Consider the following 19225-nt stretch of genomic DNA (forward strand, 5'->3'; position numbering starts at 1 on the left):
CCCGTCATGCCCAGTGCGCCGTGGCCGCTGATCGAGATCTCCGTCGCGGCGGTGTCCGACGATGACCGGAGCAGCCTGCGCAGCGCATTGCTGGAATTGGTGGCCGAGACTCCGGGCCTTGATTTCTCGACCGATTCGACGACCGGCCAATTCATCTTCAAAGCCGGGACCGAGAGTTCTCTCGGCGCCGCACTCGAGCGTCTCCGAGCCGGTCCGATCGCCTTCGAGACCGGGCGGCTGCAGGTCGCTTATCGCGAGAGACTGACCCGGCGACGTGAGATCGACTTCCTGCACAAGCGTGTGATCAAAGGCAACGAAAGCCAGTTCGCGCGCGTGAAGCTCCGGTTCGAACCGAGCGAGCCCGGTGTCGGCAACGTCTTCAACGCGACGATGACCGAAGGGATTCTGCCGAGCGAGTACGTCGATGGTATCGAGAGGGGCTTCGCTTCGGTGCTGAGCGCCGGTGTCGTGGCCGGCTGTCCCGTTATCGAGGTCACCGCTGAACTGATCGACGGCGCTTATCACGAGATCGATTCTTCGCCCCTCGCCTTCGAAATCGCAGCCCGCGCAGCTTTCCGTGAGGCGCTTCACGGCAGCGCCGTGCTCGCCGAGCCGATCATGGCAGTCGAAATCGCCGTACCGGAGCGATCCGCCGCACGGGTGATCAGCGACTTGCAAGGTCGCCGTGGCCTGATCCGGGACAGGAGCGTGCGCAGCGACGCGACCATCATCACCGCGACGGTGCCGCTCGCTGAAATGCTTGGTTTTGGTTCGCGCCTGCAATCCGTGGCCGGCGACGAAGCCTGCTTTTCAATGGCATTCAGCCATTATGCACCCGTCCCATCGTTGGATCTTGATCCGCCGCCGATGGTTGCTGCGCTACGCGCGTAAGGATTTTGCGCCGAGCGTGAGAGCGCTCGCGCAAGAACATCAGAACGCCGACAGCCGTCGGCGAACCCGCTCGATGAAACGCGCGCGCATTGGCTGCGTGGCCCCATCCATGCCGGTGAGCGCGATCCAGTCGAGCCGGCAGCGCGGGGCACAAAGCGGGCGGATGCCGAAGCGGAACAGCCGCCAATCGGGCCAGCCGACGAGCCAGAGCAGCCAGCGCGGCGAGCCGTAGGTCGTCACCACGGCAATCCGTCGGATGTTGGTGAGGCGTGGTTGCAGCACCTTCGCCCCGCCCAGCGCGAAGGCCACGCCCGGCAGCCAGACTCGGTCGAACCAGCCTTTCAGCATGGCCGGCGGCCCGAACCACCATGTCGGGTAGACGAGGACCAGTGCCTCGGCCCGGCGCAGGGCGGCGATGTGGCCGGCAAGGTCCGGCCGCCCGGCACCCTCGTCGTAATAGGCGCCCCGTTCCCCCGCACTCAGCCGCGGATCGAAACCCTCTTCGTAGAGATCGAGCCGTTCGATCACATGGCCCGCCGCTTCAAGCGCGGCGGCGGCGGTGTCGCGCAGGGCCGCGTTGAAGCTATCGCGGCGGGGATGGCAATGGACCAGCAGGACGCGCATCGGCGGCTACGGTGCCGGCGCGTTCGCCGCCCGCACCCGATCGAGCAGGGCGGCATCGGCAGAGCCGTCGGGGACGAGGCCCTTGGCTTCCTGGAAGGCGCGGATCGCGGCACGGGTCTTCGGGCCGATCTTGCCGTCGGCGCCGCCGACCGGATGACCCAGCGCCGCGAGCCGGGTCTGCAGGTCGGTGCGCTCCTCGGTCGTGAGCATGCGGTCGGTCCGCGGCCAGTCGCGGGTGAAGCCGGGTGCGCCGCGCAGCCGGTCGGAGAGATGCGCCACGGTGAGCGCGTAGGCGAGCGCCGTGTTGTAGCGCAGGATCACCCGGAAGTTCGGTTCCAGCAGGAAGGCCGGGCCCTTCGCGCCCGTCGGCAGCAGCAGGGCGGCGCGGCGCTCCGCACCATCAGGAAAGGCGCCGTTGGCTGGCTTGAGGCCCAGCCTTTGCCATTCGGCGAAGGGCCGCTCGGTGGTTTCGTCGGCGACCCGGTAATCGAACCCGTCCGGCAGCAGCACCTCGAGGCCCCAGCCCTCGCCCGCGCGCCAGCCGGACTGTTTCAGGAAGTTGGCTGTCGAGGCGAGCGCGTCGGGCACCGAGTGCCAGATGTCGCGCCGGCCGTCGCCATCGAAATCGACCGCGTGGCGCAGGAAGGCGGTCGGCATGAACTGGGTGTGGCCCATGGCACCGGCCCAGGATCCGCGCATCCGTTCCGCGTCGGCATCGCCGTCGGCGAGGATCTTCAGGGCCGCGACGAGTTCGTCACGCCACAGGCCGGGCCGGGCGGGATCGCCGCAGGCCAGCGTCGCCAGCGCCGGCACGACCGGACGGATGCCGGCGCCTTCGAGGGCGGCCCCGTAATTCGACTCGACGCCCCAGAAGGCGACCAGAATGTGCCGATCGACGCCATAGGCCGCCTCGATCCGCCCCAGCACCTCGGACCATTGGGCGAGCTTGGCTTGGCCCGTCGCGATCCGCTCCGGCGTGACGCTCGCCTCGATATACTCCCAGACCGGCTTCACGAACTCGGCCTGCGACTGGGTTGCCGGCACCACCGACGGATCGGGCGCGATCCCCGACAGGGCCGTCTCGGCCACTGTTCGCGGAACCCCTCGCTCCTCGGCGAGCGTCTTCAATTCACCGAGGCAGCGCGCGAAATCCGGCGGCGCCGGGTCGGTCGGTGCCTCGGCCCGCGCCGGGATCGGCCCGGCGAGGATCGCGGTGGCGAGAAGGAGCGCTTTGGCAGAGGGCTGCATGGGCGCAGCCTTACCATTTCTCCGGCCGATCGCGCGACCGGGCGCGTCAGCTTCCGAAGGCGCTCGCCCGGGCGAAGGCGGCGGCGAAGCCGGAGAGCGGCACGGTGATGATCGTCGGCTCCTTGGCGTCCGGCTTCGTCGCCGAGACGGTGAGGCTGGTCGCCGTCTTCATCGTGTCGGTGGCCAGCGTCGGCAGGCTGACCGGCACGAGGCAGCCGTCGCTGACGCAGAACGAGAAGGGCGCGCCCTTTCCGAGTTGCCGGTCGTCGAGCTTGAATGAGACGCCGGGTTCGATCTGAAGGCCGAACGGCATCAGGATCAGGCCCTCGCTCTTCCCGTCCTTGGGCGGCCGCAACTCGACGCTGAACAGCCGCTTGCCCGTGCGTCGGTCGCCCTGCGACTGGATGATCACGCAATCGGTGCGCGCCTCGGCGCGGTTGCAGTTCATCGTCCAATCGCCGTAGCTCTCGCTGACCGAGGTGGCGCCGGGCGGCCACTGGGCCGATCCGGAGGCGGCTGCGGGTTCCAGCACCGTGCCGGAGGGCGCGGCGCTCGCCGGCTCTTTCGCCTCTTCCTTCTTCGGTGCCGGCTTGCGCGGGCGCGGCTTCGGTCGCGCGGCCGGCTCCGCGGGGGCGGCCTCGGGCGCGGCATCCTGAGCGGAGGCGATGGTCGGCCCGACCAGGGCCATCAATCCGGCGAGCAGAAGCGCCGTGGAGGACGCGGTTCCGCGGGACAGGGACGGCATGGTGGAGCTCCTGCGAGTGTCGTCCGGGGCTCTGAGACTGTCTCACACAACGCCCGATCACCGATCGTCTCCCTTCCGGGCCCGTTGGCGCGGCAGGAGTTGTGTAGGAGACACTAAGCCCTTGTTTTAACGTGCTCTCTTGCGCCAGGCCGGTATCCGGCCCAGCCGAGAGCGCTCTAGCCCCGCTTGATCAAGGATGCAATTGCAGGGACGCCGCACGGCACGGGACAATGGAATTTCCAATCGAGCCTGGAATCGTTCCATGAAATTCAGGACAATATCACCCTTGGAGGTGGGACTATTGAGCAATCGACGGCGTTGGGAGGGGTCATGAGCAACCTCTACGATCACGCTCCGCGCGACGCGCGCGGCGGACCGCATTCCCTGTCGCAGTATCGCGGCAAGGTGCTTCTGGTGGTCAACACCGCTTCGAAATGCGGGTTCACGCCGCAGTATCAGGGCTTGGAGACCCTATGGCGGCGCCATCGTGCCCGCGGCCTCGTGGTGCTCGGCCTGCCCTGCAACCAGTTCGGAGCACAGGAGCCGGGCGATGCCGCCGCCATCGAGCAGTTCTGCTCGCTGACCTACGACGTGACCTTTCCGGTCCTCGCCAAGGTGGAGGTCAACGGCCCGGGCGCCGACCCGCTCTATGTCGATCTCAAGCGCGAGAAGCCCGGTCTGTTCGGCACGCAGGCCATCAAGTGGAATTTCACGAAATTCCTGATCGGCCGGGACGGCCGGGTGATCGGCCGCTTCTCCCCATCCACGAAGCCCGAGGCCCTGGACGGTGCGATCGAGCGGGCCCTGGCCGAGCCGACCGGGTAGCCCTTACCGTCCCACCCGTGACGTCGGCCCCGGATCGATCGCCGGCAACTCGCCGGGGGGCAGGCCGGGGATCGCGGCGGATGCCTGGGGCGCTTCGAGGCCACGGGCGCGGTTGGCGAGTGCCACGGTCAGCTTCTCGGCCGGCTCCGAGCCCATGAGGGCGAGCACCTCGGCCATCTTGCGCGGGTTCATCGCCGTCACGATCGGCACCAGCGTCTCGAGGTTCAGGCGGTCGAAGACCCGGGCCGCGTCCTTCGGCTTCATCGTCTCGTACATGAGGACGATGCCCTTCATCCCGGCCTTCTCGGCCTCGGCCCGCTTGGTCCCCTCGGACCCGACCTTGTCCTCGGCGCCCTTCAGGTCGGCCACGCCGGTTTCGAGCTTGCGCTCGGCATCCTTGAGCATCTGCTCGCGCAGGTCGAGTTCGTCCCGGCGCTGCTTGAGCGTGTCGCGGCGGGCCGCGAGCTTTTCCAGGATCGCCCGCTCGCTATCCGAGACCGGTTCGGGCACCTGCGGCTGGTAGACCGGCGGCGGAGCGGGTTCCGCCGTCTTCGGCGGCGCCGAGACGGAGCCCGTGGTCGTCGGGTCGGTCGGCTCGTAATTGGTGCGCGCCTTGGCCAGCACGCGGGCGAATTCCGGCAGCGGCGCGCCGGGCGCCGGCTCGTCCGCGGCCACCAGCGCGGTGAGCTTGAGCACGAGAAGCCCGATCGCCGCCAGGGTCACGGCGTCGATCAGGCGCAGCCGGAAAGGGCGCGCCGGAAGGCTCGCGAGACGTGCGAGTCGGCGCGCGGGAAGGGTCATGCGGCCCTGGCCCGGAGGCGATCGAGGGCGCGTTCGGACAGGGCCTGGGCCGCGGCGAGCGCCGCGCCGACGCGCTCGCCGTTGCCGATGGCGGGCACGGCCTCGATGGCCACCGGACGCGGCGCGGCGGGGGCGGCGGCAGGCGCCGCCGTGGTCCGCGCCTGGCCGACGATGGCCGCGATGCGGCTGATCACGCTCTCCCCCGCCTGCACATGTGCGGCGAGATCGGTGCTGGTGCGCTCGGCGCCGGCGAGACGCTCGGTCAGCGTCCGGTCGCACTCGTCGAGGGTGGCGCGCAGGCCGGCGATGGCCCGCTCGGCGGTGGCGCTCGCCACCACGAGGTCGCCGATGGTGGAGCGCAGGGCCGCCTCGTCCGCCTTGAGCCGGTTGATGCGCCCCGACAGCTTCACCGAGGAGGCGATGGTGGCGACCAGAAGAACGGCGACGAGCACGTCGGCGGCCATCGAGACGAAGAAGGTCATCATGGTCTTCCTGCCGCTACCCGTCGTTACGGTTCTGCATCGAGATCTCGTAGGCCTGCAGCGTTGTGCGGGACTGCCGCAGCGGCCGGGCGATCTGCACCGCGATCGCATCGTCGATCCGGCCGATCCGTCCTTGCGTCAGCGCCCAGTCGCCACAGCGCACGGTGATGAGATCAGAGGGCTTGCGGTCGAACATCAGCGTGTCGCCGACCTTGAGGTTGAGCACCCGCTTCAGGGGCAGCGTCACCTCGTGCAGCACCGCCTCCATGTCCACATCCGCCTGCCAGATCTCGGTGGCGAGGTGGCTTTCCCAGACCTGATCGCGCCCGAGCCGCTCGCCCATGAAGCTCTGCATCAGCAGGTCACGGATCGGCTCGACCGTCGCGTAGGGGAACAGGATCTGCATCCCGCCGCCGCGCCCGTCCATGTCGAGCTTGAGCGTGATCAGGATCGCGGCGTTGCCGGGCCGGGTGATGGTGGCGAAGCGTGGGTTGGTCTCGATGCGGTCGATGCCGAAGCGCACCGGCGAGAGCGGCTGGAACGACAGTTCGAGGTCGGTGAGGATGATCTCGACCAGGCGGCGCACGAGGCTCATCTCGATCGTGGTGAAGGGCCGCCCGTCGAGCCGGCTCGACGAGCCGCCGCGCTTGCCTCCCAGCAGGAGATCCATGGTCGAGTAGGCGAGCGTCTGCTCCACGGTGACGAGGCCCGAGCCCTCCCAGGCATCGGCCTTGAACACGCCGAGCAGGGTCGGGAGCGGGATCGCGTTGAGATAGTCGCCGAACCGGACCGAGGTGATGTTGTCGAGGGTCACCTCGACGTTATCCTGGAAGAAGTTGCGCAGGCTCGTCGACAGCAACCGGATCATCCGGTCGAAGACGATTTCCAGCATCGGCAGGCGTTCGTACTGAACGACGCCCGAATCGACGATGGCGCGCACGCCCCCTGCCCCGGAGGCGGAGAGCTCGCGCAGGGAAAAGCCGAGGACGCCGTCGATCTCGTCCTGGTTCAGGATGCGGTCGTTGCCGGCGAGTTCGGGGAGATTCTCGGTCTCCCCGTCCTCGATCATCGTCGCCCATTCGGCGGCGACGTCGCCTGCGCTCTTGGTCGTGCCCTGCTCGGCGAGCGCCGCGCCCCATTCCTCGGCCAGCGACGCGTCGCCGCCACCGCCCTCCCCGCCCTGCTCGGCAAAGGCGGCCGCCCAATCGTCCTCCAACTCGTCTTCGGGGCCGATCATGCCTGTCGCGCGCTCGCGGTTGTCTTACGAAAGGGGGATTCGGAGAGATTTGGGTTTCGGGACGGGGCGGCCGCGCGATTCACTGGACGATCACGTCCTTGAACAGCACCGCCTCGGCCTTGGCCGGGTGCAGCGCGATGTTGACCCGCCGCAGCAATTCCTCGCGCAGGCGGTAGAGACCGGCGGAACCAGCAAGATCGCTCGCCCGGATCTCGCGCAGGTAGGTCTGGAAGGCGTCCTCGACCCGCGGCATCAGCGGCTTGACCGTCGCCTCAACCTTGGCGTCCTTCAGCTCCAGCGCGACGCGCAGCTTGAGCACGTTGGACTTGGTCGCCCCCGGATCGGGGCTGAGGTTCACCAGCATGTCGCGCATGTCGAGGAACACGGCCTGCGCCTTCGGGTCGAGCTTCTCGGCCCCGTGCTCGCCGTGGGCATCGGCATGCGCCGCCCGGCTCTTCATGAAGAAGAACCCGCCCCCGCCGCCCCCGAGCAGCAGCACCGCGGCGGCGATGATGATGAGCTTCTTCTTGGACTTCGGCGCTTCCGCCGCGCCCTCCTCGCCCTCGGCCGCGGGCGCCTTCTTCGGCTTCTTGGCCATGTGCTGCTCGTCGGCAAACCGGATCGGGGCTCGCGCGTGACGCGCTCCCCTTGCCTTCCGTTCTCGGCCGACGTGGTTAACCCTCGGTTAAGGCGGCAGAACTTGCCGGGTCGGACTTGCCGCCGTCCCTCGGCGGGCCGGTGCCGACGTAAGGCTCCGCTTCAGTCAAACTACTGAATATTAGGGTAAAAGAGAAGTTTCCGGGTTTGGCACGGCCCCTGCGGTGGAGGGAGCGAACCCGTCGCCATCCGAGGCACACCATGCAGAACGCGCTCTTCGTCGGAGTCTCCGCCCAGACCGCCCTGGCTCGCGAACTCGACGTCATCGCCAACAACATGGCCAACGTCTCGACCACCGGCTTCAAGGCGCGCTCGGCCCGCTTCCAGGAATATCTGATGCCGGTGGCCTCCGCCGACAGCTTCCAGCGGACCGACCGCCGCCTCTCCTACGTCATCGACCAGGGCACCCCGCTCGATCTGACGCAGGGGCCGGTGGAGCCCGACAGCAACCCGATGCACGTGGCCCTGCGCGGCGACGCCTTCCTCGCCGTCCAGACGCCGCAGGGCCTGCGCTACACCCGCAACGGCGCCTTCGAACTCGACGCCACGGGCAACCTCGTCACCTCGGACGGCCACGCGGTGCAGGGCGACGGCGGCCCGATCACCATCGGCCAGCAGGAGACGGGGCTCGCCATCGCCCCCGACGGCACGATCTCGACCAATCTCGGTATCCGCGGCCGGGCTGCGCCTCGTCACCTTCGCCAACGCTCAGGCGCTGAAGTCGGAGGGTGCCAACCTGTTCTCGTCCGAGGCGCCCGCCCGGCCCGCGGGCCCCGGTGCCCATCTGGAGCCCGGCGCGCTGGAGCGCTCCAACGTGAAGCCGGTGGTCGAAATGACCCGGCTGATGGACGTGAACCGCACCTACTCGATGGTCTCGAGCGTGATCTCGCGCCTCGACGACCTGCGCGGCACGGCGATCCGCCGTCTCGCCGACGTCGCCTGACACCCCGGCTCTAAGGACCGACGCCGATGCGCGCCCTCTACGCCGCCGCCACGGGCATGGCCGCCCAGGAACTCAACGTTCAGGTCATCTCGAACAACATCGCGAACCTGCGCACCACTGGCTACAAGCGCCAGCAGGTGCATTTTCAGGATCTGCTCTACCAGAACCTGCGCCGCTCCGGCTCCTCGACCTCGGACCAGAACACGATGCTGCCCGCCGGCCTCGCGCTGGGCTCGGGCGTGAAGACCACCTCGACCGCCCGTGCGATGAGTCAGGGGCCGCTGGCGCAGACCGAGAAGGACTACGACGTCGCGATCCGTGGCGAGGGCCTGTTTCGGGTCCGCCTGCCGGACGGGCGCACCGCCTACAGCCGCGACGGCTCGTTCGACCTCGACGCGCAAGGGCAGATGGTCACCCGCGACGGCTACCTGCTCGATCCCGGCGTGACGGTGCCGAACACCGCGACCTCGGTGACGATCTCGGCCACCGGCGCGGTGCAGGCGACCATGCCGGGCCAGACCGCGCCCCAGGCGCTCGGCCAGTTCCAGCTCGCCCGCTTCGTCAACAAGGTCGGCCTCGAATCGATCGGCGACAACCTGTTCGTCGAGACCGCCGCCTCGGGCCCCGCCATCACCGGCCTGCCGGGCTCGGAAGGCTTCGGCAATCTGCAGCAGCGCTACCTCGAAGAGGCCAACGTCAACGCGGTCACCGAGATCTCGTCGCTGATCGCGGCGCAGCGCGCCTACGAGATGAACTCCAAGGTCGTCACCGCCGCCGACCAGATGCTCTCCACCACCTCGCAGATGTTCCGCGGTTGAGGATTCGACCCGTGATGCACGCCCTCCGGCCGATCCGTCGTCCCGTCCCGCTCGCCGTCACCCCGCTCTCGCGCGGCATGATCGGCCGGACCGTCCTCGCGCTGGCCGCCTTCCTCACGGTGACGTTGTTCACCCTGCCGCTGATGGCCGCCGGCACGACGCTGCGCCTGCGGGGCGACGTCACCGCCCGCGGCGACACGCTCAGCTTCGGCGACCTCGTGGAAGGCGCCCCCGCCGATCTCGCCGCCCGCGCGCTGTTCCGCGCCCCGGCCCTCGGTGCGGTCGGCACGATCCAGGCCCGCCGCATCATCGAGGCGGCGGCCTCCCTCGGTCTGACCGGGATCGAGACCGGCGGGCGGCTCCAGGTGACGGTGCAGCGCGCCGCCCGCCGGGTCGGGGCGACGGAGATCGAGGCGGCGCTGAAGCGCGCGCTGGAGACCGGCTACGGCCTCGATCCGAAATCCCTCTCGGTGCGCCTCGACGGCGATGCGCCGATGCTGCTCGCCCCGCTCGACCTCGACGGGCAGGCGGCGGCGGTCGACATCACCTACGATCCGCGCACGCGCCGGGTCGCCGGCCTCGTGGTGCTCGGCGAGCGTCAGGCCTCGCTGCGGGTGGCCGGTGTGGCGGTCGAGACCCGCGAGGTGGCGGTGCTGACCCGCAGCCTCAATCGCGGCGAGGCGATCGCCAGTGCCGACCTCACCGTCGAGCGCCGCCCGCGCGACGGCGTGCCCAACGACGTGCAGGGCGCGCCGACCCCGGTCGTCGGACAGGTGGCGCAGCGTCCCCTCAGCGCCGGCGCCGTCCTGCGCTCGGGCGACGTGGCGCCGCCCGATCTCGTCGCCCGCGGCGACAGCGTCGCCATCGTGTTCGAGACCCCCGGCGTGTCGCTGTCGCTGCGCGGCATCGCCAACGAGAGCGGCCGCCTCGGCGCCAGCGTCTCGGTGACGAACGCCGCCTCGAAGAAGGTGCTGCAAGCCGTGGTGATCGCCCCGGGGCGGGTCTCGGTCGGCCCGGCTCCGCAGCCTCAGCCGATCCTTCAGGCCAGCGCCGCCCCGTAAGCCGCGCCGCGTCCCTTCCGTCTTTCTCCCCTTCCCGCTAGCGCCGGACCCATCCGATGACCGCTCGCCGTCCCCGCCTCTCCCGCCTTGCCGTGATCCTGGCACTCGCGCCGCTCGGCGCCTGCAACACCGTGGACCGCCTCTCTCAGGTCGGCGCCACGCCGACGCTCTCGGCGATCGAGGATCCGACCGCCCAGCCCGGCTACCGGCCGGTGCGCATGGCGATGCCCGACACGAGCCCCGTCTCCTACGCGCCGAACTCCCTCTGGCGCACGGGCTCGCGGGCCTTCTTCAAGGACCAGCGCGCCGCGCGGATCGGCGACCTGCTCACCATCAAGGTCAACGTGACCGACCGGGCCAACCTCAACAACGAGACCAAGCGCTCGCGGACCAATGCGGAAGGCTTCGGCCTGCCCAACGCCTTCGGCCTAGAGAACAGCGCGGGCGTGGCCGCGGCCGGCATCGCCCCCGACAAGCTCATCAACGGCACCTCGACTTCGTCGAGCGACGGAGCGGGCTCGGTGCAGCGGGCCGAGACGGTGACCACCAACGTCGCCGCGGTCGTCACGCAGGTGCTGCCCAACGGCAACCTCGTGGTCGAGGGTAAGCAGGAGATCCGCATCAATTTCGAGGTGCGCGAGTTGATCGTGGCCGGCGTGGTGCGGCCCGAGGACATCGAGTCCGACAACACCATCGATTCGAGCAAGATCGCCCAGGCCCGCATCGCCTATGGCGGCCGCGGCCAGATCACCGACGTGCAGCAGCCCCGCTACGGCCAGCAACTCGTGGACATCCTGCTGCCGTTCTAACGGCTCCCGCGAAACGCCCGCTCCACCGCCCGTGCCCGAAGGGGAAACGAGCGGTGACGGAGCGTTCGGTGAGTTACTTCCAAACCGGACGGCGCAGGCGCTCTCACCCGGCAAACAGCAAAAGCCTCGTCCTGGGTGTCGGGTCCCGGACGAGGCTTTTGCCTGTTGTTCTGCATCAGCTTCTTCCGAAAGCCGGGACCCCCTATCGGGGCGCCGCTCCGGAGGCGTCAGTGCTCGGTGCCGGGCCGGTTCGGGCGAGGCGCTTCGCCGTGGGCCTGGGTGAAGGCCGAGCGGTGCGGGTCGTTCTTCGATTGCGCCACCCGGGCCCGCTGCCAGATCGCGAAGGCCGCGACGAGGACAATGGTGACGATGGCGAGCAGCGGAATGAGCACGTCGTTCGACATCGCCATTTCCTCCGATGATTGTGTTCGGGGGCAAGCGGCGCGCGGATGAAAAGGTTCCGGCAGATCGTGCTTGGCTATTCCGCTGCGGTGCGGCCAGTTTTCGCAAGTCTTTGATGGGATTCGCAACGGTGCGACTTCACGGCTTCGCGAGCGGAAAGCGTTCGTGAGCCGGCCGTAGCGCTTCGGGAAGGCGCGCTCATGGCCCGGCGCGGTCGAGGCAGCGTGGTTCGCTCGCGGCTTTTCTCGCGCGCCATCGATGCACGGCCATGCGAGGCCGGTGGCGCCCGATGTCACGGGGCCGCCGGGGCGCCGTAGCCCCGGATCGTGTCGCCGATGTTTAAAGGCTGCGCGAGAACACCAGCGGCCCACCCTGGGCACCCCGGCCGTAGGGCGAGGGCGAGACGGAGGGACGGCCGTAGACCGTGGGTGTGCGCGCCTTGGCGACTTCCTCGGCCAGCGCCTTGATCAGCCCTTCGGAGACGGCGCGGGCGGTGGCGAGCACCTGCTGGTTGGTCTCCACCACGGCGGCGAAGCGATGCTGGGCCGCCTTCAAGGCTTCGAGCCCCTCCGGCGCGAAGCGGGCGAGCGCGATCGCGTTGGCCTTGGCGGCCTCCAGGCCGTTCATGTAGGCGGAGGCGAGTTCGGGTTTCGATGCGGAGTCCGTCAGCGCCTGGGCGATCCGCCCGGCCCGCACGCCGTCGCTCTCGCGGGTGAGCACCGCTTCCAGCTCGATCATGGTGGCGAGCAGCCCGCGCACGAAAGTCTGGGCCGAGGGGCGGTCGGTGAGGCGTAGGGCGAGGGTCCGATCAGCGGCCATTGCCCGCCTCCTGCATCCGCATCATCTCGGAATAGACCTGATTGCTGATGCCGACGCCACCGGTCTTCACGATGGCGTTGGCGTATTCCTTGGTCATCATCGAGCGCCAGACGCCGCCGCCAATGCCGTTCTCGCCCATCGGCCCTTCCGTGCCCTTGCTCTGCGTCAGCTTCTCCAAGCTGTCCTCGAGGAACATCTTCTCGAAGTCGTCGGCGGTCTTGCGCGCCTTGACCGAGGCGGTGGACTTGGCCGTGTCCATCGTGTCCGCATCGGTTTTCGCGAGCGTGTTGAGCAGGTTCTTGCCGACGCCGACGGCGGCGGAGGCCGCGAAGGTTGCGAGGGGCAGCATGGTGCGGTCTCCCGATGGGAAAGAAATTACATCAGCTCGATATCGGCCTGGAGCGCGCCGGCCGTCTTGATCGCCTGAAGGATCGAGATCAGGTCGCGCGGGCCGACCCCGAGCGCGTTGAGGCCGTCGACGAGTTCGCGCAGGCTCACGCCCTCCTTCACCAGGGCGAGCTTGTTGCCGTCACCGGTATCCACCTTCACGCCGGTGCGCGGCACCACCGCAGTCTGGCCGTTCGACAGCGGCGCGGGCTGGCTCACCATCGGCTGCTCGGTGATCGTCACCGTGAGGTTGCCCTGCGCGATCGCGACCGTGGAGACCCGCACGTCGCGGCCCATCACGATGATGCCGGATCGCTCGTCCACCACGACTCGCGCGGTCTGGTCGGGCTCGACCTTGAGCTGCTCGACCTCGGTGATGAGGCGGATCATGTTGCCGCGGTACTTGGCCGGGATCTGGAGGGTGATCGTCGCCGGGTCGGTCGGCTCGGCGGTGTCGGCACCCATGAAGTCGTTGATCGCCGAGGCGATCCGCTTGGCGGTGGTGAAGTCGGGGTTGCGCAGCGACAGCCGCAGGGACCGCGCCTCGTTGAGCTTGAACGCCATCTCGCGCTCGACCAGCGCGCCGTTGGAGATGCGCCCGTTGGTCGGCACGCCGCGGGTAATCTTGGCGGCCTCGCCCTCCGCCGAAAAGCCGGCGATCGCCACCGAGCCCTGCGCCAGGGCATAGATCTCACCGTCGGCGCCGAGCAGGGAGGTCGCCACCAGGGTGCCGCCCTGAAGCGACTTGGCGTCGCCGAGCGAGGAGACGGTCACGTCGATATGCGTTCCCTGGGTCGCGAAGGGGGGCAGGTTGGCCGTCACCATCACCGCCGCGAGGTTCTGGGTGCGCATGGTCGCGCCGCGGGTGTTGATGCCGAGCCGCTCCAGCATCGCCTGCAGGGACTGCTTGGTGAACGGGATGTTGTTGAGCGTGTCGCCGGTGCCGTTGAGGCCGACCACGATGCCGTAGCCGACGAGCTGGTTGGAGCGCACGCCCTCGACGGCGGCGAGATCCTTGACCCGCGACAGGGCGCTGGCCGGGGCCGGCGGCAGCAGGACCGCGAGGCAGGCGAGCACCGCGACGAGACGGCGGGCGAACAGGGCAGGAGACAGGGGACGAGGCAGGGGCATCGGAACTCGGCAGCCGGACCAGGCGACTTTACGCCGGTTCGATCTCTGCCAGGGCCGTGCCAAACACTAACCCACTGAAGATGAGACCGTTTCTCTTTTTCGGTACCGCCGGAGTGGCCTGGGGAATGAGAGCGTTTCCTGCCGCCCCGGCAGCTTCTGCCGGGCTGTTTACTCGCGCTTAACCCTGTCGGCCGATGTCTTCGGAGATCGGCACCCGCCGTGCATCGTCGGGTGCGAAAAGGTTTCGGACGATCATGCGCGTCGACACACGCTTTGCCGCGGCCGCCGCGGGTGCGCTCAACGCCACCCGCCGCGCCGCCGCGCCGGGCGCCTTCGCCCCGACGTCGGGAGCGGAAGAGACGCCCCGGGCGGCGACCGCGGGCGCGAGCCAGACCGGCATGCTCACCGGGCTCGACGCCCTCCTCACGCTCCAGGGACAGGACGGGGCCGACGCGCAGAAGGAGCGCCGCCGCCGTTCGGTGCAGCGCGGGCACGACCTGCTCGACGGGCTCGACCGCCTGAAAGCCGCGCTGATCGGCGGGCGGGTGGCGACGCGCGACCTTCAGGCCATCGCCGGCCGTCTCGCCGAGCGGAACGCGGAGAGTGGCGACCCCCGTCTCGACGGGCTGGTGGCCGAGATCGAGCTGCGCGCGGCGGTGGAACTCGCCAAGCTCGAAGCGGCGCGCGGCGCCTGAACACGAAAAGGGCCGGACCCCTTTGCGAGGTCCGGCCCGTACGATCACCAGTAATAGGGCCGTGGGCGGTAATAGCCGTAGGGCCGGTAGAGCGGCCGCGGGCGATAATAGCCGGGGGGCGGGCCGCCCCAGTAGCGCCGCGGACCCCAGTTCGGGCGGCAGATGCCCCAGGGATTAGGGTGGAAGCCCGGCCCGCAGCCGCCGGCGGTGCGCTCCACGAGCGCGTTGTCCGTCGCGGTCGCGAGGGGAGCGGGGCTGAAGGGCGCCGCCTGGGCGCTGCCCGCAACACCAAGGCTGCCGGCGATTACCGCAGCCAATGCGAACGCCTTCGCGTGCGTCATCGTACGATTTCTCCGTTGCGGCCGGACCATACGGCCGATGCCGGAAGCTAGGTCTGCCTCGATGAACCGAAGCTGACTGAGGCGTCTCCTTCGCGATGCTGCACGACCACTGCCGGTGAGCCTTGCACATATCCAGGTCATCCGTAGTCCGGACCCTGGTTGCTTGCCGGTATTTCCGTCTGCCCCCTCACGGTATCCCCAGGGGCGAGGATGATTCCGCCGCGCGCCGGGCCGCTTCGGCGCGATTGACGGTTCCGCTTCGATCCTCGACAAGGCTGGCCGCGTGAGCGGGCGCGCGCCGGTCTCACCGGATCGCCAGCGGAGCCGGATCGCCGAGAGACCGGATCGCCAAGAGACCGGATCGCCAGGGGAATCGTCCGCGCCGCGATGCTGTTCAACTCCTTCGTCTTCCTGCTCGCCTTCCTGCCGGCCGCGCTGCTGCTGCACGCCGCCGCCGAACGCTATCGGCCGCAGGCGCGGCTGCCGCTTCTCGTCGGGCTGTCCTTCGTCTTCTACGCGTGGTGGGACTGGCGCTTCCTGCCGCTGCTTCTCGCCTCCATCGGCGTGAACTGGCTCGTGGCCCGCGCCCTGACGCGGGATCGCACCGGCTGGCTGTTTCCGGTGGCACTCGCCGGCAACCTCGCGGTGCTGGGCGCCTTTAAGTATCTCGGATTCCTCACCGATCTCGCCGACATGATCCCCGGCATCGACCTTCCGCGGATCGACCTCGCCCTGCCGCTCGGGATCTCGTTCTTCACCTTCCATCACATCATGTACCTGACGGACCTGAGGGCCGGGCGCGCGCCGGCATTCGGGCTGACCCGTTACGCCCTCTACATCGCCTTCTTCCCGCAGGTTCTCGCCGGCCCGCTCGTGCGCTGGAGCGAGATCATGCACCAGTTCGAGGAGCGCCCCTATGCGCGTCCCGACGCGGCCGAGCGGATCGGGCGCGGACTGATGCTGCTGACCGTCGGGCTTTCCAAGAAGGTGTTCCTCGGCGATCCGCTATCGGTCTACGTCAACCCGGTGTTCCAGGCGGCGGCCGCGGGCAAGGCGGTGACGATGGCCGAGGCGTGGCAGGCGACGCTCGGCTTCACCTTCCAGATCTATTTCGACTTTTCCGGCTACACCGACATGGCGCTCGGCCTCGCGCTGCTGTTCGGGATCGTGCTGCCGCAGAATTTCGACGTGCCCTACCGCGCCACCTCGCTGCGCGACTTCTGGCGGCGCTGGCACATGACGCTGTCGCGCTTCCTGCGCGACTACCTCTACATCGCCATGGGCGGAAACCGCCGCGGTCTCGCGCTCCAGGTCGGCGCGTTGTTCGCGACCATGACGCTCGGTGGCCTCTGGCACGGGGCGGGGCTGACCTTCGTCGCCTGGGGCGCCGCCCACGGCGTGGGCCTCGGGGCGGGCGTGCTCTGGCGCCGGGCGGGCGGACGGCTGCCGCATCTCCTCGGCTGGGCGCTGACGGCCGGATTCGTGATCCTGACCTGGGTCCTGTTCCGCGCCTCCTCGTTCGAGGCGGCATTGGCGATCTACAAGGGGTTGTTCGGGTTGGCGCCCACGGGGGCGGGCTTCAAGTGGCGCACCATTGCAATCGCCGCCGCCGTCGCGATGATCGGCCCGACCGCCTGGGCCGCCGTGCACCGCCTGCCGCCGAACCGTTGGCTCGCGGCCGCCTGCGCCCTGTTGTTCGTCGTCGTGCTCCTCAAGATCGGGGACGATGCGAACTACGAATTCATCTACTTCCAGTTCTGAGATGGGACCCGCCTCCGGCAGCGTTGCGCGGCAGGACTGGGCGGCCTTCGCGCGCCGGTTCCTGGGGACCACCATCGGCCTGCTGGCCGGATATCTCACGCTCGCGGTCCTGATCGATCCCTACGACAGCGGGCGCTCGACGCTGTTCTCGGCCGGCGCCGTGCGCCCGCAGGGCCCGCGCACCGCCGCCGCGTTACGCGGGCGCGACCCGGCTTTCGCCGGGGCGGTGTTCGGCAATTCGCACATCCAACTGATCGAGCCCGCGCGGCTCACGGCGGCGACCGGTATTCCCTTCGTGCAGCTCTCCGTGCCCGGGACCGGCCCCGGAGAGCAGCTCGCGCTGCTCGGTTGGTTCCTACGCCACCATCCGGCGCCGCAGGCCGTGATCCTCTCGGTGGACGATTTCTGGTGCACCGACGATCCGGCGCTGCCCAACGACAAGCCGTTCCCGCTCTGGCTCTACAGCCCCGATCCGCTTGCCTATTTGCGCGGTCTCCTACGCTTTTCCGTGGCGCAGGAAGTCGTCGGCCGCATCGGCTGGCTCGTCGGCGCGCGCCGCAAGCGGGCGGTCGCCGACGGCTGGTCGGACTATGAGCTAGATTTCCTGAAGCGCGGCACGCTCGACGACGAACGCCTCCGCGTCATGCGCGAAACACCGGTCCCCGACGCGGCGGCTCCGGGCAAAGCAGGGCCGGACTTTCCCGCCGCGGACCGTCTCGGCACCGCCCTCGCCGCGCTGCCGGCCGAGACGGCTGTGGTCCTGGTCTTCCCGCCGGTCTACGCCGCCGGCCTCCCCCGGCCCGGCACGCCGCGGGCCCAGGCCGAGGCCGCCTGCCGGAACGCGGCGGCGGCGGCGTTGCAACGGCACAGGCGCAGCGCGCTCATCGATGCGCGGCGTGAGCGGCCGGCCCTGCACGATCCCGGCCTGTTCTTCGACCAGACCCATTACCGGCACGCCCTCGCCCGCCCCCTGGCCGACGAGATCGCCGCCGCCCTCGTCCGGCTGCGCGGTACGCCCTGAACCGGGATGGTCTCATGGAGGAGCAGTCCCTGCCTCCGTGGGCGGCCTCCATCGCGCGCCTGTGGCAGCGGACCCACCGGCTCAACCTGATGTCGGGTCGGGGGCCACTTGAGCGTGTCGTCTATGCCGCATCGCGAGAGCTTTTCACGCGAGACGGTGCAAGGCGGCATCCGCGCGTTGTAGAGCTTGCCCGGCTCGATTATAGCCTCGCCGACGATCGCCGCTGACCGGCAGGGAGCGCGAGGATAAGACGATGGCGAAGGTCACGATCGAGGACGGCTACAGGCCCTCCGACGACGAGCCCTTCATGAATGAGCGGCAGCGCGAGTACTTTCGGCGCAAGCTGCTCAATTGGAAGAGCGAGATCCTGCGCGAGGCGCAGGGGACTCTCACCGCGCTTCAGAGCGAGAACGAGAACCATCCGGATATCGCCGACCGCGCCTCCTCGGAGACGGACCGGGCGATTGAGCTGCGCGCCCGCGACCGTCAGCGCAAGCTGACGAGCAAGATCGACGCGGCCCTGGCCCGGCTGGAGGACGGCTCCTACGGTTTCTGCGAAGAGACCGGCGAGCCGATCTCGCTTAAGCGGCTCGATGCGCGGCCGATCGCGACCCTGTCGCTGGAAGCGCAGGAACGCCACGAGCGCCGCGAGCGCGTCTATCGCGACGACTGACCCGGGCCGCTTCGGCGTTCCTCAGCGTTGTCCCGCCTCGATCCGGACGAAGCTGCGGACGGGCCCCAGGGCGGAATCGGTTCGTGTATCGACCGCGATGCGGCCCTGGACAGGGGCGGCACGATGGCGCTGGCCGACATCGGCACCGGCCGTCACCCGGCCCGACAGTCGGATGCAGCTCGCCGTGCCCGGAATCCGGAAGAAGCCCGCCCCCTGGCTCGGGCAGGGTTCCATCGGCGCCTCGGAAGGATGCGGTGCGCGCTCGAACGCGCCCACGGAGAACGGCACCAGTGCGAGGCACAGGCCGAGGCAGCGCATCACGCTCCGCATTACACTCTCCCCTGCCCTCACGAGACCAACGCGCCTCAGTAATGCGGTGGCGGCGGCTCCGGCGCGCCGCTGGCGCTCCGGAAGGCGCTGTCCTCGACCTGCTCCTGCAACCGGCCGAGCTGCCGGGTGAGCCGGTCGATCACCTTCCACTGCGCGGTGATGGCCGCGTTCAGATCCTCGATCACGGCCTCCTGCTCGGTCAGCCGAATCTCGAGGCGTGCAAGGCGATCGGTGTCGGGCGGCAGGTCGCTCATCGCCCGACCATGCCCGGAGCGGCCGCTTCCTGACAACCGGCTGTGATCAACACTCCCCGTTTGCCATCGTATCTGAGCATGAGCGATATGCTCCCCTGGAATGGCGATCGGCTGGGTTCGGAATTCATCCGGCCTGAAGGCGCGCTGTCGAACTCCGTTTCGTATTGGCGCCGGCGCTTTCGTTCGCCGAGAGAAATGTCATGTAAAAATCTTTGTCGGTTCCAAGCTAGGGAGCCGAGAGACGTCCTCTGAATTCGAACCTGTTCGACA

Annotated in this window: 23 protein-coding genes and 1 pseudogene; 10 read left to right on the top strand and 14 right to left on the bottom strand. The window is 69.2% G+C overall.

Annotated features, from left to right (window positions below; genetic code table 11):
- Nucleotides 1-6: 6 nt before the first annotated feature.
- The gene (locus M2437_RS18095; RefSeq protein WP_253388268.1) at nucleotides 7-891 is read left to right on the top strand and encodes a translation factor GTPase family protein; all 885 of its coding nucleotides are present in this window, start codon (nucleotides 7-9) and stop codon (nucleotides 889-891) included.
- Nucleotides 892-930: 39 nt separating this feature from the next.
- Here the strand turns inward: M2437_RS18095 and M2437_RS18100 are convergent, their stop codons facing one another.
- From M2437_RS18100 to M2437_RS18110, 3 genes are read right to left on the bottom strand one after another with little or no spacing between them, the layout of a single operon-like run.
- Nucleotides 931-1515: an NAD(P)H-dependent oxidoreductase gene (locus tag M2437_RS18100; protein WP_253388269.1), complete on the bottom strand. Its 585-nt coding sequence runs from the start codon at nucleotides 1513-1515 to the stop codon at nucleotides 931-933.
- A gap of 6 nt (nucleotides 1516-1521) precedes the next feature.
- Entirely contained in the window at nucleotides 1522-2763 is a 1242-nt protein-coding gene (locus M2437_RS18105) for a lytic murein transglycosylase (RefSeq protein ID WP_253388270.1), read from the bottom strand.
- A gap of 46 nt (nucleotides 2764-2809) precedes the next feature.
- On the bottom strand, nucleotides 2810-3508 hold the full coding sequence (locus tag M2437_RS18110) for an invasion associated locus B family protein (RefSeq protein WP_253388271.1): 699 nt from the start codon (nucleotides 3506-3508) through the stop codon (nucleotides 2810-2812).
- 330 nt (nucleotides 3509-3838) lie between these two features.
- Here M2437_RS18110 and M2437_RS18115 point away from each other — a divergent pair, with 330 nt between their 5' ends.
- Complete coding sequence (locus M2437_RS18115) at nucleotides 3839-4333, top strand: glutathione peroxidase (RefSeq protein WP_253388272.1); 495 nt, start codon at nucleotides 3839-3841, stop codon at nucleotides 4331-4333.
- A 3-nt stretch (nucleotides 4334-4336) separates the two neighbouring features.
- Here the strand turns inward: M2437_RS18115 and M2437_RS18120 are convergent, their stop codons facing one another.
- The 4 genes from M2437_RS18120 to fliL all read right to left on the bottom strand — a co-directional run bounded on the left by M2437_RS18120 (nucleotide 4337) and on the right by fliL (nucleotide 7451).
- Nucleotides 4337-5134, bottom strand: a complete 798-nt coding sequence (locus M2437_RS18120; RefSeq protein WP_253388273.1) for a MotE family protein — start codon at nucleotides 5132-5134, stop codon at nucleotides 4337-4339.
- The gene (locus M2437_RS18125; RefSeq protein ID WP_012753229.1) at nucleotides 5131-5619 is read right to left on the bottom strand and encodes a DUF6468 domain-containing protein; all 489 of its coding nucleotides are present in this window, start codon (nucleotides 5617-5619) and stop codon (nucleotides 5131-5133) included. The genes M2437_RS18120 and M2437_RS18125 overlap by 4 nt, the downstream gene beginning before the upstream one ends.
- 13 nt (nucleotides 5620-5632) lie before the next feature.
- Entirely contained in the window at nucleotides 5633-6853 is a 1221-nt protein-coding gene (gene fliM, locus M2437_RS18130) for a flagellar motor switch protein FliM (protein WP_003606769.1), read from the bottom strand.
- A 79-nt stretch (nucleotides 6854-6932) separates the two neighbouring features.
- The gene (gene fliL, locus M2437_RS18135) at nucleotides 6933-7451 is read right to left on the bottom strand and encodes a flagellar basal body-associated protein FliL (protein WP_003606770.1); all 519 of its coding nucleotides are present in this window, start codon (nucleotides 7449-7451) and stop codon (nucleotides 6933-6935) included.
- A gap of 260 nt (nucleotides 7452-7711) precedes the next feature.
- Here fliL and flgF point away from each other — a divergent pair.
- From flgF to flgH, 4 genes and pseudogenes are all read left to right on the top strand, one after another.
- Nucleotides 7712-8453: pseudogene (gene flgF, locus M2437_RS18140) on the top strand (flagellar basal-body rod protein FlgF).
- A gap of 26 nt (nucleotides 8454-8479) precedes the next feature.
- Complete coding sequence (flgG, locus tag M2437_RS18145) at nucleotides 8480-9271, top strand: flagellar basal-body rod protein FlgG (protein WP_003606772.1); 792 nt, start codon at nucleotides 8480-8482, stop codon at nucleotides 9269-9271.
- 14 nt (nucleotides 9272-9285) lie between these two features.
- Nucleotides 9286-10332 carry a flagellar basal body P-ring formation chaperone FlgA gene (gene flgA / locus M2437_RS18150; RefSeq protein ID WP_253389644.1) on the top strand — a complete coding sequence of 349 codons (1047 nt, stop codon included), beginning with the start codon at nucleotides 9286-9288 and terminating at the stop codon, nucleotides 10330-10332.
- A gap of 56 nt (nucleotides 10333-10388) precedes the next feature.
- Nucleotides 10389-11141 (top strand): flagellar basal body L-ring protein FlgH, encoded by a 753-nt coding sequence (gene flgH, locus M2437_RS18155; RefSeq protein WP_003606667.1) that lies wholly within the window; start codon nucleotides 10389-10391, stop codon nucleotides 11139-11141.
- 227 nt (nucleotides 11142-11368) lie between these two features.
- Here flgH and M2437_RS18160 read toward each other — a convergent pair whose 3' ends face one another.
- The 4 genes from M2437_RS18160 to M2437_RS18175 form a co-directional block, all read right to left on the bottom strand.
- On the bottom strand, nucleotides 11369-11545 hold the full coding sequence (locus M2437_RS18160; RefSeq protein WP_003606666.1) for a hypothetical protein: 177 nt from the start codon (nucleotides 11543-11545) through the stop codon (nucleotides 11369-11371).
- A gap of 337 nt (nucleotides 11546-11882) precedes the next feature.
- Nucleotides 11883-12362, bottom strand: a complete 480-nt coding sequence (locus M2437_RS18165) for a hypothetical protein (protein ID WP_253388274.1) — start codon at nucleotides 12360-12362, stop codon at nucleotides 11883-11885.
- Nucleotides 12352-12711 carry a rod-binding protein gene (locus M2437_RS18170; RefSeq protein WP_253388275.1) on the bottom strand — a complete coding sequence of 120 codons (360 nt, stop codon included), beginning with the start codon at nucleotides 12709-12711 and terminating at the stop codon, nucleotides 12352-12354. The genes M2437_RS18165 and M2437_RS18170 overlap by 11 nt, the downstream gene beginning before the upstream one ends.
- A gap of 26 nt (nucleotides 12712-12737) precedes the next feature.
- Complete coding sequence (locus M2437_RS18175) at nucleotides 12738-13880, bottom strand: flagellar basal body P-ring protein FlgI (protein ID WP_003606663.1); 1143 nt, start codon at nucleotides 13878-13880, stop codon at nucleotides 12738-12740.
- 254 nt (nucleotides 13881-14134) lie between these two features.
- On the opposite strand from M2437_RS18175, the gene M2437_RS18180 reads away from it, so the two are divergent.
- Complete coding sequence (locus M2437_RS18180; RefSeq protein WP_012254358.1) at nucleotides 14135-14575, top strand: flagellar assembly protein FliX; 441 nt, start codon at nucleotides 14135-14137, stop codon at nucleotides 14573-14575.
- Between the two features lie 44 nt (nucleotides 14576-14619).
- Here the strand turns inward: M2437_RS18180 and M2437_RS18185 are convergent, their stop codons facing one another.
- Nucleotides 14620-14916 (bottom strand): GCG_CRPN prefix-to-repeats domain-containing protein, encoded by a 297-nt coding sequence (locus M2437_RS18185; protein WP_003600195.1) that lies wholly within the window; start codon nucleotides 14914-14916, stop codon nucleotides 14620-14622.
- Nucleotides 14917-15303: 387 nt separating this feature from the next.
- Here M2437_RS18185 and M2437_RS18190 point away from each other — a divergent pair, with 387 nt between their 5' ends.
- From M2437_RS18190 to dksA, 3 genes are all read left to right on the top strand, one after another.
- Nucleotides 15304-16677: an MBOAT family O-acyltransferase gene (locus M2437_RS18190; RefSeq protein ID WP_253388276.1), complete on the top strand. Its 1374-nt coding sequence runs from the start codon at nucleotides 15304-15306 to the stop codon at nucleotides 16675-16677.
- A gap of 1 nt (nucleotide 16678) precedes the next feature.
- Nucleotides 16679-17698, top strand: a complete 1020-nt coding sequence (locus tag M2437_RS18195) for a hypothetical protein (RefSeq protein ID WP_253388277.1) — start codon at nucleotides 16679-16681, stop codon at nucleotides 17696-17698.
- 253 nt (nucleotides 17699-17951) lie between these two features.
- Nucleotides 17952-18371 (top strand): RNA polymerase-binding protein DksA, encoded by a 420-nt coding sequence (gene dksA, locus M2437_RS18200; protein WP_003600201.1) that lies wholly within the window; start codon nucleotides 17952-17954, stop codon nucleotides 18369-18371.
- A 21-nt stretch (nucleotides 18372-18392) separates the two neighbouring features.
- Here the strand turns inward: dksA and M2437_RS18205 are convergent, their stop codons facing one another.
- Entirely contained in the window at nucleotides 18393-18701 is a 309-nt protein-coding gene (locus M2437_RS18205) for a porin (RefSeq protein ID WP_253388278.1), read from the bottom strand.
- A 35-nt stretch (nucleotides 18702-18736) separates the two neighbouring features.
- Entirely contained in the window at nucleotides 18737-18955 is a 219-nt protein-coding gene (locus M2437_RS18210; protein WP_015823292.1) for a SlyX family protein, read from the bottom strand.
- Nucleotides 18956-19225: the final 270 nt, after the last annotated feature.

It is taken from the genome of Methylorubrum pseudosasae (assembly GCF_029504475.1).
Classification (GTDB): Bacteria; Pseudomonadota; Alphaproteobacteria; order Rhizobiales; family Beijerinckiaceae; genus Methylobacterium; species Methylobacterium extorquens.

What these genes read in the sequence shown, in the direction of transcription:
- flgG (WP_003606772.1), top strand. Translation starts at nt 8,480, where the DNA reads ATGCGCGCCCTCTACGCCGCCGCCACGGGCATGGCCGCCCAGGAACTC.
- flgH (WP_003606667.1), top strand. Translation starts at nt 10,389, where the DNA reads ATGACCGCTCGCCGTCCCCGCCTCTCCCGCCTTGCCGTGATCCTGGCA.
- M2437_RS18120 (WP_253388273.1), bottom strand. Translation starts at nt 5,134, where the DNA reads ATGACCCTTCCCGCGCGCCGACTCGCACGTCTCGCGAGCCTTCCGGCG.
- fliM (WP_003606769.1), bottom strand. Translation starts at nt 6,853, where the DNA reads ATGATCGGCCCCGAAGACGAGTTGGAGGACGATTGGGCGGCCGCCTTT.
- M2437_RS18195 (WP_253388277.1), top strand. Translation starts at nt 16,679, where the DNA reads ATGGGACCCGCCTCCGGCAGCGTTGCGCGGCAGGACTGGGCGGCCTTC.
- M2437_RS18110 (WP_253388271.1), bottom strand. Translation starts at nt 3,508, where the DNA reads ATGCCGTCCCTGTCCCGCGGAACCGCGTCCTCCACGGCGCTTCTGCTC.
- M2437_RS18190 (WP_253388276.1), top strand. Translation starts at nt 15,304, where the DNA reads ATGCTGTTCAACTCCTTCGTCTTCCTGCTCGCCTTCCTGCCGGCCGCG.
- M2437_RS18125 (WP_012753229.1), bottom strand. Translation starts at nt 5,619, where the DNA reads ATGATGACCTTCTTCGTCTCGATGGCCGCCGACGTGCTCGTCGCCGTT.
- fliL (WP_003606770.1), bottom strand. Translation starts at nt 7,451, where the DNA reads ATGGCCAAGAAGCCGAAGAAGGCGCCCGCGGCCGAGGGCGAGGAGGGC.
- M2437_RS18175 (WP_003606663.1), bottom strand. Translation starts at nt 13,880, where the DNA reads ATGCCCCTGCCTCGTCCCCTGTCTCCTGCCCTGTTCGCCCGCCGTCTC.
- M2437_RS18165 (WP_253388274.1), bottom strand. Translation starts at nt 12,362, where the DNA reads ATGGCCGCTGATCGGACCCTCGCCCTACGCCTCACCGACCGCCCCTCG.
- flgA (WP_253389644.1), top strand. Translation starts at nt 9,286, where the DNA reads ATGCACGCCCTCCGGCCGATCCGTCGTCCCGTCCCGCTCGCCGTCACC.
- M2437_RS18095 (WP_253388268.1), top strand. Translation starts at nt 7, where the DNA reads ATGCCCAGTGCGCCGTGGCCGCTGATCGAGATCTCCGTCGCGGCGGTG.
- M2437_RS18185 (WP_003600195.1), bottom strand. Translation starts at nt 14,916, where the DNA reads ATGACGCACGCGAAGGCGTTCGCATTGGCTGCGGTAATCGCCGGCAGC.
- M2437_RS18170 (WP_253388275.1), bottom strand. Translation starts at nt 12,711, where the DNA reads ATGCTGCCCCTCGCAACCTTCGCGGCCTCCGCCGCCGTCGGCGTCGGC.
- M2437_RS18115 (WP_253388272.1), top strand. Translation starts at nt 3,839, where the DNA reads ATGAGCAACCTCTACGATCACGCTCCGCGCGACGCGCGCGGCGGACCG.
- dksA (WP_003600201.1), top strand. Translation starts at nt 17,952, where the DNA reads ATGGCGAAGGTCACGATCGAGGACGGCTACAGGCCCTCCGACGACGAG.
- M2437_RS18205 (WP_253388278.1), bottom strand. Translation starts at nt 18,701, where the DNA reads ATGCGGAGCGTGATGCGCTGCCTCGGCCTGTGCCTCGCACTGGTGCCG.
- M2437_RS18105 (WP_253388270.1), bottom strand. Translation starts at nt 2,763, where the DNA reads ATGCAGCCCTCTGCCAAAGCGCTCCTTCTCGCCACCGCGATCCTCGCC.
- M2437_RS18100 (WP_253388269.1), bottom strand. Translation starts at nt 1,515, where the DNA reads ATGCGCGTCCTGCTGGTCCATTGCCATCCCCGCCGCGATAGCTTCAAC.
- M2437_RS18160 (WP_003606666.1), bottom strand. Translation starts at nt 11,545, where the DNA reads ATGTCGAACGACGTGCTCATTCCGCTGCTCGCCATCGTCACCATTGTC.
- M2437_RS18210 (WP_015823292.1), bottom strand. Translation starts at nt 18,955, where the DNA reads ATGAGCGACCTGCCGCCCGACACCGATCGCCTTGCACGCCTCGAGATT.
- M2437_RS18180 (WP_012254358.1), top strand. Translation starts at nt 14,135, where the DNA reads ATGCGCGTCGACACACGCTTTGCCGCGGCCGCCGCGGGTGCGCTCAAC.